The organism is Pseudoduganella sp. (assembly GCF_041914865.1).
Taxonomy (GTDB): Bacteria; Pseudomonadota; Gammaproteobacteria; order Burkholderiales; family Burkholderiaceae_D; genus Rugamonas.
Genome location: NZ_JAYSCO010000064.1, coordinates 16,666 through 32,652, shown reverse-complemented (window position 1 = coordinate 32,652; position 15,987 = coordinate 16,666). Strand labels below are relative to the sequence as shown.

Annotated in this window: 14 protein-coding genes; 9 read left to right on the top strand and 5 right to left on the bottom strand. The window is 64.7% G+C overall.

Features of this window, described 5'->3' with window-relative positions; translation table 11 throughout:
• Positions 1-262 precede the first annotated feature (262 nt).
• The 3 genes from ACE3TQ_RS22560 (at position 263) to ACE3TQ_RS22550 (ending at position 4,551) form a co-directional block, all read left to right on the top strand.
• Entirely contained in the window at positions 263-757 is a 495-nt protein-coding gene (locus tag ACE3TQ_RS22560) for an Hcp family type VI secretion system effector (protein WP_374585222.1), read from the top strand.
• 256 nt (positions 758-1,013) lie between these two features.
• Positions 1,014-1,718, top strand: a complete 705-nt coding sequence (locus tag ACE3TQ_RS22555; protein ID WP_374585220.1) for a hypothetical protein — start codon at positions 1,014-1,016, stop codon at positions 1,716-1,718.
• 160 nt (positions 1,719-1,878) lie between these two features.
• Positions 1,879-4,551, top strand: a complete 2,673-nt coding sequence (locus ACE3TQ_RS22550) for a polysaccharide deacetylase family protein (RefSeq protein WP_374585219.1) — start codon at positions 1,879-1,881, stop codon at positions 4,549-4,551.
• A gap of 51 nt (positions 4,552-4,602) precedes the next feature.
• On the opposite strand, the gene ACE3TQ_RS22545 is transcribed toward ACE3TQ_RS22550, so the two are convergent.
• Entirely contained in the window at positions 4,603-4,995 is a 393-nt protein-coding gene (locus ACE3TQ_RS22545) for a RidA family protein (protein ID WP_374585217.1), read from the bottom strand.
• Positions 4,996-5,094: 99 nt separating this feature from the next.
• On the opposite strand from ACE3TQ_RS22545, the gene ACE3TQ_RS22540 reads away from it, so the two are divergent.
• On the top strand, positions 5,095-6,000 hold the full coding sequence (locus ACE3TQ_RS22540; protein ID WP_374585215.1) for a LysR substrate-binding domain-containing protein: 906 nt from the start codon (positions 5,095-5,097) through the stop codon (positions 5,998-6,000).
• 38 nt (positions 6,001-6,038) lie between these two features.
• Positions 6,039-6,668, top strand: a complete 630-nt coding sequence (locus ACE3TQ_RS22535) for a pyridoxamine 5'-phosphate oxidase family protein (protein ID WP_374585213.1) — start codon at positions 6,039-6,041, stop codon at positions 6,666-6,668.
• 20 nt (positions 6,669-6,688) lie between these two features.
• On the opposite strand, the gene ACE3TQ_RS22530 is transcribed toward ACE3TQ_RS22535, so the two are convergent.
• A complete protein-coding gene (locus ACE3TQ_RS22530; protein WP_374585211.1) occupies positions 6,689-6,928 on the bottom strand; it encodes a hypothetical protein in 240 nt (79 codons plus the stop codon).
• A 51-nt stretch (positions 6,929-6,979) separates the two neighbouring features.
• Between ACE3TQ_RS22530 and ACE3TQ_RS22525 the strand changes: the two genes are divergently transcribed.
• Complete coding sequence (locus ACE3TQ_RS22525) at positions 6,980-7,675, top strand: YjjG family noncanonical pyrimidine nucleotidase (RefSeq protein WP_374585209.1); 696 nt, start codon at positions 6,980-6,982, stop codon at positions 7,673-7,675.
• Here the strand turns inward: ACE3TQ_RS22525 and ACE3TQ_RS22520 are convergent.
• From ACE3TQ_RS22520 to ACE3TQ_RS22510, 3 genes are all read right to left on the bottom strand, one after another.
• Positions 7,647-8,705: an acyltransferase family protein gene (locus ACE3TQ_RS22520; protein ID WP_374585207.1), complete on the bottom strand. Its 1,059-nt coding sequence runs from the start codon at positions 8,703-8,705 to the stop codon at positions 7,647-7,649. The genes ACE3TQ_RS22525 and ACE3TQ_RS22520 overlap by 29 nt on opposite strands.
• 68 nt (positions 8,706-8,773) lie before the next feature.
• The gene (locus tag ACE3TQ_RS22515; protein ID WP_374585205.1) at positions 8,774-9,691 is read right to left on the bottom strand and encodes an aldose 1-epimerase; all 918 of its coding nucleotides are present in this window, start codon (positions 9,689-9,691) and stop codon (positions 8,774-8,776) included.
• Complete coding sequence (locus ACE3TQ_RS22510) at positions 9,681-10,580, bottom strand: SMP-30/gluconolactonase/LRE family protein (RefSeq protein WP_374585203.1); 900 nt, start codon at positions 10,578-10,580, stop codon at positions 9,681-9,683. The genes ACE3TQ_RS22515 and ACE3TQ_RS22510 overlap by 11 nt, the downstream gene beginning before the upstream one ends.
• 129 nt (positions 10,581-10,709) lie before the next feature.
• Between ACE3TQ_RS22510 and ACE3TQ_RS22505 the strand changes: the two genes are divergently transcribed.
• The 3 genes from ACE3TQ_RS22505 to ACE3TQ_RS22495 all read left to right on the top strand — a co-directional run bounded on the left by ACE3TQ_RS22505 (position 10,710) and on the right by ACE3TQ_RS22495 (position 15,942).
• Entirely contained in the window at positions 10,710-11,735 is a 1,026-nt protein-coding gene (locus ACE3TQ_RS22505; protein ID WP_374585201.1) for a LysR family transcriptional regulator, read from the top strand.
• A gap of 69 nt (positions 11,736-11,804) precedes the next feature.
• Entirely contained in the window at positions 11,805-13,763 is a 1,959-nt protein-coding gene (locus ACE3TQ_RS22500) for a glycoside hydrolase family 97 protein (protein WP_374585199.1), read from the top strand.
• A 10-nt stretch (positions 13,764-13,773) separates the two neighbouring features.
• Positions 13,774-15,942: a hypothetical protein gene (locus tag ACE3TQ_RS22495; RefSeq protein WP_374585198.1), complete on the top strand. Its 2,169-nt coding sequence runs from the start codon at positions 13,774-13,776 to the stop codon at positions 15,940-15,942.
• Positions 15,943-15,987 lie beyond the last annotated feature (45 nt).

Sequence of the window (15,987 nt, the reverse complement as noted above, 5' to 3'; positions counted from 1 at the left end):
GAGCAGCGGACTTTTAATCCGTTGGTCGCAGGTTCGAGCCCCGCACGGCCTACCAAGATACGCAGAGAAGCCCCTGAACTTCGGTTCAGGGGCTTTTTTGTTTTCTGGCCCATTTTCAATCCCAACTCGGGGGCAAATCGCCCTCCCACTGAGGCGCGCACGATTGACTTGCGCCAACCAATCACTCAAATAATTTCATAGCTATAATTTTACTATTGCTAAATTTTTAACATTCGCAAAGTTTATTCTTCATGAGGAAATTATGGCAATTGACGTATATCTGCAAATCGATGGTATCAAAGGCGAATCCCAAGACGACAAACACAAAGAATGGATCGAAGTCAGGGGCATCCACTGGGGCGTGCACCAGCCGAAAAGCGCTACCGCATCGACTGGCGGCGGCCACACTGCCGAACGCGCGGAACTGTCTGACATCTCGTTTTCCAAGTTCAGTGATATGTCGTCCCCCATCCTGCTGCAAACATGCGCTTCCGGTAAGACCATCCCGAAAGCCAAGTTTGAATTCTTCCGGGCCGATGCAAACGGCGATCGCGTGAAGTATTTCGACATTGAGCTCGAAAACGTCCTGATCAGCATGGTGACCCCGCACTTGGGCGGAAGCGACACGCTTCTGACAGAGAACGTCAATTTGAAATTCTCGAAAGTGAAGTGGAAATACACGCAACAGAAGATTAGCGGTGGTGCTGGCGGCAATACCTCTGGCGGCTGGGATCTGGCCACCAACAAGATCGCTTAAAGGCTGGTCATGCCACTTAATCTGGATCAGTTTGCGCAGCATCTGCGGAGCAATGCGCTCCCGGGGTTTGGGCAGGGAAAATGCGCGAAGTATGTACGCATGGCGCTTCAGGCTGCCGGGGCGCAAATTACACAGTATGCGCCGTCGGGTAAAGACTTCGGCCCGGTTCTACTTCAAATCGGCTTCCATGCAATTACAGTCGACAACCCGGACACCTTTCATTTTATGAGGGGAGACGTTATGGTCATGCAACCGTATGCCGGAGGCAATCAGAACGGACACGTTGCCGGATACGATGGGAGCAGCTGGATTTCCGATTTCATTCAAAGTGACTTCTGGGCAGGTCCCGGATACCGAGCAGAAAGACCAAGCCATGTTGTCTACCGCTATTAAGAGCAGGTGCGTAGCCGTTCTCCTGGCGGTCGTCTGCGCCAGCGCGAGCGCACAAGAAAGCAAACATCCTCCGCAATTCTTGCGTGATCCCATCCTGGGCCTGCGGGTTCCTTTAACGGGCATCAAACTGGATGCTGTGCCTGAAGATGTACGTGCACTGTGCGAGCAGATGGCCGACAACGAGACGTGGGCCACACGCCAATGGATCTTCGGTGTTGCCAAGGATTCGACCGCTACCTATTACCTCACTAACGGGTATTCGAAGCGCCGCACCCCAACACCGGACCAGCGCCCGTATCTTCAACACGTCGATGGCGGAGTTTATAAGGTCTCCGGCACCGAGTGTCATGGCGATCCGGCGCGGGAAACGTTTGCGGTGCGCGACCCAGGGCAAATTCCGCGGGAAGTACTACAAGAACTCGCCCAGGATCTGGTAACGCGCCTGGCACGCGCTGCAGGAGGTACGCAAGGTCTGCGTGCCCAAATCAGGAAGCAGCGTATTGACTTTCATCGCTTGTCGCCTGAAATGCAGGAAGCGTTCAAGCCCTACTTTCAGCGCGCACATTAGATAAAGAGGCCTGGCTTCATTTGCCCTATGGCCGGCAGGGTTCTCGCACCCCGCCGGCCTTTCGCTTCCGTACAGCGATGCCAATGGCGTGAGAATCCGCGCACTTTTCATCAGTGCAAGATGATATGCTGCCGTTCTTTGTCCACCAGGCAGTACACCTTTGAAGTTCTCCAAACCCCTCATAATCGGCGCGGCCATCGTCGCCGCTGCTGCGGCAGGCGCCGCCTTCTATAAAACACGCGGCACGCAACCAGCGGTGGCGGCGGTAGCGCCCGAAGCCGTCAATCCGCATGCCCCTATCGAGGCCGAGCTGCAAAGTATCCTGGCCAGCTACCGCAAGATCATCGTCCTGCTGGCGGAAGAAAAATCCATGTCGGAGCCGGACCGCAAGGCGGCGGCCCAGGTTGGTCAGGTCCTCTTCCACGAGAACGTCGAGCGCTACGGCAAGGTGCGCCAATTGCTGGCGAAGTTGCAGGAAGCGCCGGCGTCCCAGCGCGACGCGGCCTATGACATCCTGCTGACTTACATCGAATCCGCTTCCGACCTGTACGACGCCGACCGCCTCGCCTTCCGCGAAGTGCTGGTCGAGATGCAGCGCCTGGCCGCCCTGAACCAGACGCTGCCCGGCATCAAGCTGCACAAGCGCGTCAGCGAAGACCTGGCGGCGCTGGAGGATATCGAACGCCAGTACGACAAGGAGCTGCAAGGCATCTTCGCCCGCTTCGACCAGCGCGCCATCGTGCCGAAACGCGAACGGTGGGATGCGTATGTCGAGCATTTGAAAAAGCTCTTCAGCCGCGAACAGATCATGAAGGACTACGGCGTCATCGTGCCGTATCCAGTCAAGCCTGGCGGCGACGAAACCGCAGCGGAGGATTTCGGCCGCTCCCTGCCACCGAAAACCGTGCTGCTGACCTTCGACGATGGTCCACATGCCACCTACACCGACGAAGTGGCGGCCATCCTCAAGCAATATGGCGTGCCGGCCGTGTTCTTCCAGGTCGGGAAAAACCTGGGCCAGGTCGATGCCAAGGGCAAGGAGGCGCTGAGCAAAAACGCAGCCGCCAGCCGCCGCCTGCTGGAAGGCGGCCATGTGCTGGCCAACCACAGTTACAGCCATGCCCTGCTGTCCAAGGAAAAAGGCGACCAGCTATTTGGCGAGATCGCCCAGGCGGACCAGTTGCTGAAGGCGGTCGATACGCGCCGCTCGCCGCTGTTCCGCTTCCCTTACGGCGCGCGCAATGCCGAAGGGCTGGCGGTGCTGAACAAACTGGGCCTGCGCTCTGTCATGTGGAATATCGATTCGCTCGACTGGGCCGATCCGGTGCCCACGTCCATCGCCAGCCGCGTACTGGATCTGGTGGAGAAGGAAAAGCGCGGCATCATCCTGTTCCACGATATCCACGAACGCACCGTTAAAACGCTGCCGCTGGTGCTGGACAAGCTGGTGGCCGATGGCTACAGCTTCGCCACCTGGGACGGCAGCGAATTCACGATCACCAAGGCCGGCAAGCCGGCACCCGATAAAGTCGCCGTCAGCACCGGTTATGCCGACAGCTATGCGGTGGTCATCGGCATCAACGAATACCAGAAATGGCCCAAGCTGCAGTACGCGGTGCAGGATGCAAAGGCGATCCGCGACACGCTGGTCAACCGCTTCGGTTTCGACAGCAGCCGCGTTTTCACCCTGTCCAATGGCGAGGCGACCCGCAACAACATCCTCGCCCTCTTCCATGAGAAGCTGGCGAACGCCAAGCTGAAAAAGGATGACCGGATCTTTGTCTTCTTCGCCGGCCATGGTGCGACCCGCCAGCTAAGCTCCGGCCGCAGCCTGGGCTACATCGTCCCGGTGGATTCCGACCCGCAGCAAGTCAGCGTGGATGCCATCCCCATGTCGGAGCTGCAGAACATCGCCGAGAGCGTGAACTCCAAGCACTTGCTGTTCGTGATGGACGCCTGCTATAGCGGCCTTGGCCTGACCCGCGCGGGCGGAACTTCGGCCTTCCTGCGCGACAATGCGCGCCGCATTGGCCGCCAAATGCTGACCGCAGGCGGCGCCGACCAGATGGTGGCGGATGGCGGCCCCAATGGCCATTCGGTCTTCACCTGGACGCTGCTGCAGGCGCTGGGCGGCAAGGCGGACCTGAATAGCGACGGCATGATCACCGCTACCGAACTGGCGGCCTACGTTGCGCCGGCCGTGGCCAGCGTGTCGCAGCAGACGCCGGCCTTTGGCAGCCTGCCAGGTTCGGAGGGTGGCGAGTTTGTGTTCCAGCTGCCTGCGGAAGCCGAGTTCCTGAGCGAAGGCAGCGCTCAGCTCTCGCCGGAAGCTATTGCCCTGAACAGCAAACTTGACACGGGTCGCCGCCAGCAGGCCGACGGCAACAGCGTCGTCGTGAAGAACCTGCAAGGCGAAGAGCAGAAGCTGGCCGCACCGAAGCCGGTGGACGCATCCAGCCGCCAGCTGGCGCAGCGCGCGAATGACCGTGGCCTGCAGCTGTATAAGGAAAAACAGTATGCGCAGGCGGAAGCGGCCTTCACCGAGGCGTTGAAGCACCGTCCGGACTTCGGCCTTGCGGCCAACAATCTGGGCTTCGTGTACTTCAAACAAAGCAAGTATGCGGAGGCGGCACGCTGGTTCGAGAACACGATCAAGATCGATGCTTCGCGCGCCATCGCTTACCTGAACCTGGGCGATGCGCAGCAGCGGCAAGGCGATCTTGAGCGGAGCCGCAAAGCCTACGCCAGCTTCCTGGAACTGGCGCCCAACCATTCAAGCGCAGGATATGCGCGCGAACAATTGGCAAAGCTGGGCACTGGCAAGCCGCAGTAAAAGCACAGCCAGGGCTGGCGGTGCAGGCCGGGCGGTATGCCCATGCCATTGTCAGCCCGGAATGCGGGCAATGACTTTGATCTCGAAGTCGAAGCCCGCCAGCCAGGTCACGCCAACAGCGGTCCAATTCGGATAAGGCGCCTGGGGAAACATCTCGTCCTTCATCGCCAGGACCGTCTCGAACTGGCTTTCCGGATTGGTGTGGAAAGTCGTAACGTCCACGATATCGGCCAGCCCGCATCCGCCCGCCTCCAGCGTCGCCTTCAGGTTGGCAAACGCAAGGCGCACCTGCGCTTCGAATTCCGGCTCCGGCGTGCCGTCGGTGCGGCTGCCGACCTGCCCCGAGACGAACAGCAAGTCCCCCGACCGGATCGCCGCGGAATATTTATGGACTGCGTAGAGTTCATGCCGACCGGCGGGGAAGATGGTTTCGCGCGTTTTCATGATGTTTTCTCCTGTTGATAAACGTGCGAACACTATAGTTCCGCCGATCATTCGGATAAACTGCAAAAACATTACTACTCTGTTTGAGAATTCCAAACTATGGACAAACTCGAGGGCATGCGCGCATTCGTCCGAGTCGTTGAGGCAGGCAGCTTTACCAAAGCTGCGGAAACGCTGGAGGTAAGCAAGACCACGGTCACGCAATTGGTGCAGCAGCTGGAAGCCAGCCTGCGCATCAAGCTGCTCAACCGGACAACGCGCAAAGTGAACGTGACGACGGCCGGTGCCGCCTATTACGAGCGGGTGATCCGCCTGCTGGCCGAGCTTGACGATATCGAAGACAACATCCTCACCGAATCCAGCGCGCCTCGCGGCCTGCTGCGGGTGGATGTGCCAAGCCCATTTGCCAACATCATCCTTGTTCCGGCGCTGCCTGAATTCCACGCCCGCTTCCCGGACATCCAGCTCGAAGTCGGCGCCAGCGACCGTAAAGTCGACCTCATTGGCGACAACGTGGATTGCGTGGTGCGCGGCGGCGAAATCGAAGACAACTCCCTCGTTGCGCGCCGCATCGCAGACCTGCAATTGGGCGTATACGCGGCGCCATCTTACCTGGCCCAGGCCGGGGCGCCGGCGCATCCAGACGATTTGCATAACCCCGGCCACCGCATCGTCCACTACCGCTGGCGGAACGGTTTGCCATACGAGATGGAAAAATCCGGAGAGCGCGTTAAAGTCAGCGGCCGCTACTTCCTGGCGATCGATGACGGCAACGCTTACCTCACCGCCGGACTGGCGGGGCTGGGCGTGCTATGGCTGCCGAAGTACATGGCTAACGCACACGTCGCCAGCGGCGCACTAGTGCCGCTGTTCACCGAATGGCACATTGAGTCCATGCCGCTGCACGTGGCATATCCGCCCAACCGCTACGTCCGCAAACAGCTGCGCGTGTTCATCGACTGGATCATTGAGCTGATGGACCGGCATGACCTGCATAGGCGGTAGAATCCCTACTCTTCTTCACCATCCAAGGACACAAGCAAGTGAATCCCCTTTCCGCATCCGGCGTGATCGACACCCTGGAACAACTGGAAGCGCTGTTCGGCGAGGTAGGTCAGGCGTCGATCCAGAAAGAGCAGTCCTTCATCCATCCGCATTACCGCGCCATGGTCGAAGCATCGCCGTTCGCCGTGCTGGCAACGTCGGGGCCAGGCGGGCTGGATGCCTCGCCGCGCGGCGATGCGCCGGGCTTTGTGGTGGTGGAGGACGAGCATACCCTGCTCCTGCCCGAGCGGCGCGGCAACAATCGTGTGGATAGCCTGCGCAACCTGATCGCCGACCCGCGCATGGCATTGCTGTTCCTGATCCCCGGCGTGGGCGAGACGCTGCGGGTGAACGGCACGGCGCGCATCAGCGTCGCACCGGAACTGCTGGAGCGCTTTGCAGTCGATGGCAAGCAGCCCAAGTGCGTGCTGGTGATCCGCGTGGAGACGGCCTACTTCCAGTGCGCGCGAGCGATCCAGCGCTCGCGCTTGTGGCAGGGCACGGCGGCTGGGGGGACGGCCAAGCTACCGAGTCCTGGCACCATGCTGGCCGCTTTCAGCAACGCGCAGATCAATGCCGAGCAATACGACCGGGAGCTGCCGGAGCGGCAGAGGACCACCCTTTACTAAGTTCTGCGGCCCGGCATCATCTAGAGGAAGTACTTAATGGCCAGCACGCCAAGGAAAACCATCGCCAGCAGCTCCGATAGCCGGTTGACGAAAGCATTACCCCAGCCTCCCTTGATTGCCACGAATACGAACAGCCCCGCCACCGCGAGGGTAAAATGGCGGGCGCCATTGTCCGGGGAGTTGTACCAGTTCAGCACGATGGCGATTGCCGCTACGATGTACAGCAGCTTGGTGCTAAGTTGCGTCGATCGAGATTTCATCCAGCATTACTAACAAGTCTGACAACCGCGCAAGCATAGCCGCAAATCCCGATGAAGCACAATCTCTTCCTGTTTGACCTTGACGACACCCTGCTCGACTTCCGCGCTTCGGAAAAACTCTCGTTTGAGCGCGTCATGCGCGGCCTGGGCTTCGGGCAGCCGGTCGATGGGCTGTTCCAGCAGTACCAGGCGTTTAATACGGAACTGTGGCGCGCGTTCGAAGCGGGCACGGTGACGAAGGAGTTCCTCAAGGTGGAGCGTTTCCGCCGCACCTTTGACGCGAATGGACTGGAGATTGATCCGGCGGCGGCGAGCCACCGCTACCTGGAGTCGCTGTCGGAAACGGTGGTGCTGGTGGATGGTGCCCGGCGCGTGTGCGAGGCCCTGGCGGAGGTGGGCGAAGTGGGCATCATCACCAACGGCGTGGCGCATATCCAGGACCGCCGCATCGCCAGCTCGGGACTGGGCGATTACATCTCGTTCACCGCAACGTCGGAGGCCTGCGGCTACGCCAAGCCGGATAGCCGCTTCTTCGAATTCGCCACGAATATGGCGCGCACCTTTGCCAAGGAGTCGACCATCATCATCGGCGACCGGCTCGATGCGGACATCCTCGGCGCCAACCGTTTCGGCATCGACAGCTGCTGGTTCAACCCGAACCGGCAGGCCAACGACAGCGAGGCGCGACCGACATTCAGCGTGGCGCGCCTGGACGACATCATGCCGTCGCTGCGCGGCCAGCGATAGCGCTGCGTGGGGCGCTGAAGTAGCGGCCCAGCGGCACTTCGATCCAGCGGTGGAAGGCGGCGCCGGCGGCGAGGCTGGCGGCCCAGGCGGTGAGCATGCCCAGGCCTTGCAGCTCCGGCTCGGGCGGCACGAAGCGGGTGAAGGCGGCGTTCACCAGCAGGCTGACCGGGAAGTGGATCAGGAACACGGCGTAGGAAATCTGCGCCAGCCAGTCGATCGTGGCCCAGCCGCGTCCCTCTCCTGCCGTGCGCATGCGGCCGAACAGCACCAGCACGCAGGCCACCACCAGGGCCAGTGCGAGACGGCTGCGGAAATCGACCACCAGCGCCACCAGGGCCAGCATGCAGGCGGCCAGCATCAGCAGTGCGGCGCTGGTTTTGCGGTGCGGGTCGCTGGCCCACCATGCGGCCATGCCGAGCGCGTAGCTGCCGAAGAAGTACGGCGCCCAGTTGTCCCAATCGGGGTCAAGGTTGAAGTGCAGCAGCGACAGCGCGCAGCCTGTCGCCACCAGCAGCGGCAACATCCAGGCGCGGCGCCGGGACAGCCACAGCATCATCACCACTAGCGCGTACAGCTGGAAATCGATGGCGACGTACCAGGCGCCGGCCGACAGCGCGGGGTATCCGAGCACGCTTTGCAACAGCAAGGCGTGGGCTGCCAGCTGCCCCAGCGTGGCGGGGTCGGAAATGGAGTCGTGCGTCATCCAGCTGCTGGCCAGCGCGGTGGCGGCAGCGGCCAACAAGGTGGCGGCGATGAAGGGTGGCGCCAGTTTGAGGTAGCGGCGCCAGATGGCGCCGAGCGGGTCAGCGATGCCGGGCTGCGCCTGCGGTGCCAGCGATTTGGCGGCGAGGAAGCCGCCCACCACCAGGAAGACCTGCACGGCGATGCGGGCGCTGCCAGCCAGCCAGTCGACCAGCTCGGGCAGCATCAGGCGCACATGGTCGGACATCGGGCCGTAAAAGGCCAGATGGTGCAAAACAATCAATTGTGCCGCGCCTGCTTTTAGAAAATTGATAACACCAAACTTCATTACTTCTGCCGCCGTTATTGCGAAAGGGCGTCATATTAACCGAGCTCGGCAGAAGGGTGGCGCGCGGCTTACTTCATAAAAGTCTCAAAGCGCAGGGTGCTGTGCAGGGTGGCGCCCGACGCCAGCTCGTTGCCGCCGGTGGCTTCGGGCGGGTAGCCGTCCAGGTTGAGCCAGTCGGTGCAGTTGCTGACCGGCTCGACGCAGAACCAGGGCGCCTGCGGCGGCAGGTAGAGCGCCAGCAGGGTTAGGGGCGCCTGGGCGCGCAGGGTCAGGGCGGCGTGGCGGTGGAAGCCGCTGGCTGGCCAGTCGACCCGTGCCACGCCCTGCCAGCCGCAGAAGTTGTTATCCAGGTGCAGGCCCTGCAAGGTGCGGCCGCGCGCCAGCTGGTTGAGCAAGGGCGGCTGCTCCAGCTGCGTCGGCAGGCAGTCGGCGTCGGTCGCCCACATGCCGGCCAGGTCGGCGGCCAGGCGCGTGCCGCGCCGGCGCGGCAGGTAGGGATGGTGGCCCAGGCCGACCGGCATCGGGCTGGTGCCGAGATTGCGGATGGAGAGTTCGAGCAGCAGTCCCTGGTCGTCCAGGCGGATATCCTGCGTGGCCTGGAACGGCCAGGGCCAGCCGGCCGTGCCCTCGTAGCCCAGGCTCAGGCGCGCGTGGGCCGGCGCGATGCGCTTGGACTGCCACGGCAACTGCCAGCCCAGGCCATGCAGGGCATGCGGTGCGGTGCTGTCGTGCGGCTGCAGCGCGATGGCGCGGCCGCGATAGGTGGCGCGGCCCTCGCGCAGGCGGTTGGAGAACGGCAGCAGCGGGAAGCTGGCCATGGCGCGCGCGTCGCGGGCGCGCAGGGCGCCGTCGGTGGCGGGACGCAGCCAGTGCCAGCGGCGGCCGTCCCCCAGCTCACTGTAGAAGCGCGCGATCGAGCCGCCGATGCCGGGAGCGAGCTGGGCGCGCAGCGCACCGTGGCGCAGGTGCAGGAGCTTAGTGTGCATGGAATTCAAAGCGGCTTTCGGCAAGGCCGCGCACTTCCATCACGGAGACGCGGAACAAGGCGCCGGCGCGCGGTTGCAGTGCCAGCTGGGCCGGCGTGAGCGACTGGCGGGCGCTGGTGACGAACAGCTCGTCCAGCCCTTCCCCGCCCAGCGAGACGCAGCTTGGCTGCGCCACCGGCAGGGGCAAGGTGCGCTCCAGTTCCCCTTGCGGCGTGTAGCGCGCCAGCTGCCAGCCGCCCCATTGCGCGGTCCACAGGTGGCCGCCGGCATCGACGCAGGCGCCGTCCGGCACGCCGATGGCCAGCGTGGCGAAGACGCGGATATGGGCCAGCGAGGGATAGTCGCAGCACAGGATGCGCGAATCGCGCGAGTCGCAGAAGTACATGGTGTCGCCGTTGGGCGAGAAGCAGATGCTGTTGGCGATCCCCACGGCCGGCAGGTCGAGCGTTTCGAGCGTGAGGTCGCGGTTCAGGCGATAGAAGCGGCCCAGCGGGGCGTGGCCCGGCGCTTCGTTCATGGTGCCGAAGACGAAGCGCCCGCTGCGGTCGCAACGGCCGTCGTTGACGCGCACGCCTGGCGCCAGTTCGAGCCGGTGCAGGGTGTGGATCTTGCGGTCGGCCACCTGGAACAGGGCCAGGCGCGATGCCATGCCAAGCAGGATCACGCCGCTGCGCGAAGTGGGCGCCAGCGAGGCGACGCGCTCCGGCATCTCCCAGCGGCGCAGCATGCTGCCGTTGCTGGCGCAGGAATACAGCGCGGCGCCTTCGATATCGGTCCACCACAGGCGCTGGCTGTCGGCGCACCAATGCACGCCTTCACCCAGGGTGTCGCAATGCGCTGTCAGCGCGCGCGCTGTGCTGCCCAAATCCGTCCGCCACTGGTATGCCATGCACTTCCTTCGTGAGAATTGTGCCGATTATGTTAGGGGCGCGCTGGATATGAGTCCAATCAACATTTGGACAACACTGATATCAATTTATGTATGTTAAAAACGGCGTACAAAACGAAAGAGACAGCCATGAATGCCATCAATCCGAACTGGTTCCTGCGTGCGCGCCTGAAGACGCGCCAACTGCTGCTGCTGATCGCCATCGACGACGAGCGCAATATCCACCGCGCCGCCGAGGCGCTGTGCATGACGCAGCCGGCCGCCTCCAAGCAGCTCAAGGACCTGGAGGACATGCTTGGCATTTCGCTGTTCGAGCGCCTGCCGCGCGGCATGGAGCCGACCATTTACGGCGAGAGCATGATCCGCCATGCGCGCATGGCGCTCACCAGCCTGGCGCGCGCGCATGAGGATATCGTTGCGCTCAAGTCGGGCCTGGCGGGCCAGGTCGATGTGGGCAGCGTCATGACCCCTGCCCTGCGCCTGCTGCCGCGCGCCATCACGCGCGTCAAACAGCAGGTGCCGCAGCTGCGCATCGGGGTGCAGATCGAGTCCAGCAACGAGCTGCTGGAGCGGCTGGAGCGCGGCACGCTGGACTTCCTGCTGGCGCGCATGACCACCTTCCACGACCATGCCAACCTGCAGTACGAGGAGCTGGCGCCGGAGCCGGTGGTGGCGGTGGCGCGCGCCGGCCATCCGCTGGCGGCGCGCAGCGACCTGACCCTGCGCGACCTGGCGCAGGCGCCGTGGATCACGCCGCCGCCGGGCAGCATCCTGCGCCAGCGCTTCGACCAGCTGTTCCACAACGTGGGCCTGGAGCCGCCGGTCGATGTGGTCGATACCAGCGAGATCGTGCTGATCACCAGCATGCTGCAGATGAGCGATGCGCTGAACGTGATGTCGGCCGACGTGGCCTTGCGCTACCAGGAGCTGGGCCTGCTGGCCATCCTGCCGCTGGAGCTGGACTGCCGCATGGACGCGTTCGGCATCATCCGCCGGCGCGACCGCATCCTGTCGCCGGGCGCTGAACTGCTGCTGCAGGCGATCCGCAGCGAGGCGACGGCGCCGCAGCCGCCAACCGTGGTGCCGGTGCCGCTGCCGGCGGCGGCGGGGCTGGCGCCATCCATGGATACCGCATTCGATATCGAAATCGCATAAAAAGTCATTGGATTGGCATCGCCTGGCGCGCTTAGCATGGCCTGGCACAAGACTATCCGGAGACATCCCTTGAGAAAGCAATTCTTCGCGCGCGGCCTGGCCGGCGCGCTGCTCCTGATCGCGCCGCTGGCCAGCCTGGCGGCGCGCTCCCTCGAACTCAGCTCGCCCGACCGCCAGCTGCGCGTTACCATCGATACTGGCGAGCGCCTGGCGTTTTCGGTCAGCCATCGCGGCGTGCCGCTGGTGCTGCCGACGCCGATCGGCATGACCTTGAGCGGCATCGGCACCCTGGGCGACAAGCCGCGCCTGACCGGCCAGCAGCGCCACAGCGTGGACGCCACCGTGCGCCCGGTGGTGGCGCAGAAGTCGCGCGTGGTGCGCGACCATTACAACGCCTTGCAGCTGGATTTTGCCGGCGGCTACGCGCTGGAAGTGCGCGCGTATGACGAAGGCGTGGCCTACCGCTTCCGCACCAGCCTGCCGGGCCAGGTGACGGTGGAGGACGAACAGGCCGGCGTCAACGTGCGGGCGCAGGATACGCTGTACTGGCCGCAGGAAAAGTCCATGCAGTCGCATAACGAGCACTATTACCAGCCGATGCCGGTGGCCGAGGCGGCGGGCAAGCTGGTCGGCGTGCCGGCCCTGGTGCAGGGCGGCGGCGTGCATATCGTGTATACCGAGTCGGGGCTGCGCGACTATCCCGGCCTCTACCTGCGCGGCGAGCCGGCCGGCCTGCGCGCGGTGTTCCCGAAGGTGGCGCTGGCCGATATCGCGCGCGACGACCGCAATGTGCCGGTCTCGCAGGAGGCGCCGTACATCGCGCGCACGGCGGGCAAGCGCGCCTTCCCATGGCGCATCCTGGGCATCGCGGCCGATGCCGGCGGCCTGCTGCTGAACCAGATGCCCTACCTGCTGGCCGATCCGCAGGAGCTGAAGGAGACCGGCTGGATCAAACCGGGCAAGGTGGCGTGGGACTGGTACAACGGCAACAAGCTGTACGGCGTGCCGTTCAAGTCCGGCCTGGATACCCGCACCTATCGCCACTACATCGATTTCGCGGCGGAGAACGGGCTGGAATACATCATCATGGATGAGGGCTGGTACAAGCTGGGCGACCTGCTGGCCGTGAAGCCGGAAATCGACATGCAGGAGCTGATGGATTACGGCCGCCAGCGCGGCGTGGGCATCATCCTGTGGGTGTCGTGGAAGACGCTCGACGCGCAGATGACGGCGGCGCTGGACCAGTTCGCGCGCTGGGGCGCGGCCGGCATCAAGGTCGACTTCATGCAGCGTTCCGACCAGTGGATGGTGAATTACTACGAGCGTGTGGCGAAGGAAGCGGCGGCGCGCCGCCTGCTGGTGGACTTCCACGGCAACTTCAAGCCGAGCGGCCTGCAGCGCACCTGGCCCAACGTGCTGACCTTCGAGGGCGTGAAGGGGCTGGAGAACAATAAGTGGAGCGACAAGCAGACGCCGGAACACGACGTCACCCTGCCCTTCATCCGCATGTTTGCCGGGCCGGTGGACTACACGCCGGGCGCCATGAGCAATGCCCACCGCAAGGATTTCGTGGCCAGTTTCGACCGTCCCATGAGCCAGGGCACGCGCGCGCACCAGCTGGCCATGTATGTGATCTATGAGAGCCCGCTGCAGATGCTGGCCGACAGCCCTTCGCAGTACCGCGCCAATGCTTCCTCGCTGGCGTTCATCCGCCAGGTGCCGGTGGAGTGGGACGAGAGCCGCGTGCTGCATGCGCAGCTGGGGCGCTATGTGGCAATGGCGCGCCGCCATGGCGATACCTGGTATGTGGGCGCCATGACCGGGGCCGATGGGCGCGACCTGGAGCTGGACCTGTCCTTCCTGGGCGATGGCGAATACCAGCTCGAGAGCATGGCGGACGGGCCGAATGCGGCTGTCTTCGCGATCGACGTGCAGCAGGGCAGCGCCAGCGTGACGCGCGCCAGCCGCCTGACCATGCAGCTGGCGCCGGGCGGCGGCTGGGCTGCGATTATCCGCAAGAAGAAGTAAGGAGAACACTATGCAAAGCAAATTCCAGGTGCGCGCGGTCGCCCTCGCTGCCGCTATCGCCGCCATGGCCGCTGCCGGCGGCAGCGGCGCGGCGACCGGCGACGGCGCGCTGGCGCCGGCCGGCAAGGCGCAGTTGCGCAGCCAGGCGGGCAGCGGCGCTGCGGCGCGCACCGACGGCGCCAAGCGGCCGGGCCGAGTAACGCGTGCCGACGGCGCGGTGGCCGGCGCGATGCCGATCCCGTTCACGCCGCGCTGGCGGATCGACGGCGACGCCATCCGCTGGGAGGTGCAGGACGCCCACCGCGACCAGCTGGAGATGAGCGGGCGCCAGGTGTCGGCCGTGGTCGACTATGGCAGCCAGGCCGACGGTTCGCTGCTGCTGTCGCGCACCGTGGTGTGGCCGATGCTGCGCACCATCCCGGACGACACGCACGCCAGCCTGATCCGAAAATTCGGCGCCGAAGCCACGCCCACGCTGGAGATCGACGGCCAGCCGGCGGCCACCGAGCGCCTGCGCCAGGTGCGCTTCGACGGCCGCCTGGCCCTGCAATCGCAGCTGGCGCCCGGGCTGCAGCTGACGCGCACCCTGGCGCCCTCGCCCGACGAGCCGGCGCTGGTGGAGCGCCTGGAGCTGGCCAATACCGGCACGGCCGCGCGCCGCTACCGCTTCGGCGCGCTGGAACGCAGCGAGACCACGCTGGCCGAGCGCGGCACGCACGGCGCCTACGTGGTGGAAGTGCGCTCGCCGGCGCGCGAGGGCGTGCTGGCGCCCGGCGCGCGCGTGCACGTCGACGTCATCATCAGCGGCCGCCTGCAGAACGAAATGGTGTACGTGGACGGCGGCGAAGCGCTGCAGGAGCGGGCGCAGAAAGTGGCGCAATGGCGCGCCAGCCTGGTGCTGGAAACACCGGAGCCGGCGCTGGACGCCATGTTCGCCTTCTCCAAGGTGCGCGCCGCCGAAAGCGTGTTCGCCACGCGCGGCGGCCTGCTGCACGGTCCCGGCGGCACGCGCTATTACGCCGCGGTCTGGGCCAACGACCAGGCCGAGTATGTGAACCCCTTCTTCCCCTACCTGGGCGACCGCGCCGCCGTGCAAAGCGCCATGACCAGCTTCGGCCTGTTCGCGCGCTACATGAACGCCGACTACAAGCCGATCCCCTCCTCCATCATCGCCGAGGGGCGCGGCTTCTGGAACGGCGCCGGCGACCGCGGCGACTGCGCCATGATTTCCTACGGCGCCAGCCAGTTCGCGCTGGCGCAGGGCGACGCCGGCACCGCGCGCCAGCTGCTGCCGCTGATCGACTGGTGCCTGGAGTTCACGCGCCGCAAGCGCGACGCGCAAGGCATCGTCCACTCCGACAGCGATGAGCTGGAAGGCCGCTTCCCGGCCGGCAAAGCCAACCTGTCGACCAATGTACTGGCCTACGGCGGGCTGCAAGGGGCGGCGCGCCTGGTGGCCTCGCTGGGCGACCGGCAGCGCGCCAGCGCCCTGCAGCAGGAAGCGCAACAGCAGCGCGGCGCCATTGAGCGCTATTTCGGCGCGCGCATGGCCGGCTACGACACCTACCGCTACTACGACGGCAACGACAAGCTGCGCGCCTGGATCGCGCTGCCGCTGGCGCTCGGCATCACCGAACGCCTGCCCGGCACGGTCGACGCGCTGCTGTCGCCGCAGCTGTGGACCGAGAACGGCGTGCTGACCGAAGCCGGCGACAAGACGTTCTGGGACCGCGCCACGCTGTACGCCCTGCGCGGCCTGCTGAAGGCCGGCGAGCTGGAACGCACCATGCCCTACCTGCGCTACTACTCCAACCGCCGCCTGCTGGGCGACCACGTGCCGTATGCGGTGGAGGCGTGGCCGGAAGGCCAGCAGCGCCACCTGTCGGCGGAAAGCGGGCTGTATGCGCGCGTCATCACGGAAGGCCTGTTCGGCATCGAGGCCACCAGCCTGCGCAGCTTCACCATCGCGCCGCGCCTGCCGCAGGGCTGGCCGCGCATGGCGCTGCGGCATATACGCGCCTTCGGCGCCGGCACGGACGGCAGCGGCATCGACATCGTCACCACGCGCGCCAAGGGCGGCAAAGGCGGCCAGCAGGTGCTGGTGCGCCACAACGGCAAGACCCTGCTCGACCAGGCGTGGGACGGCAAGGCCCCGCTGCTGGTGACTGTGCCCGAATGAAAGCGCGCACCCCATCACGTTTTCGGTATTAAAAGCGATTAAAGA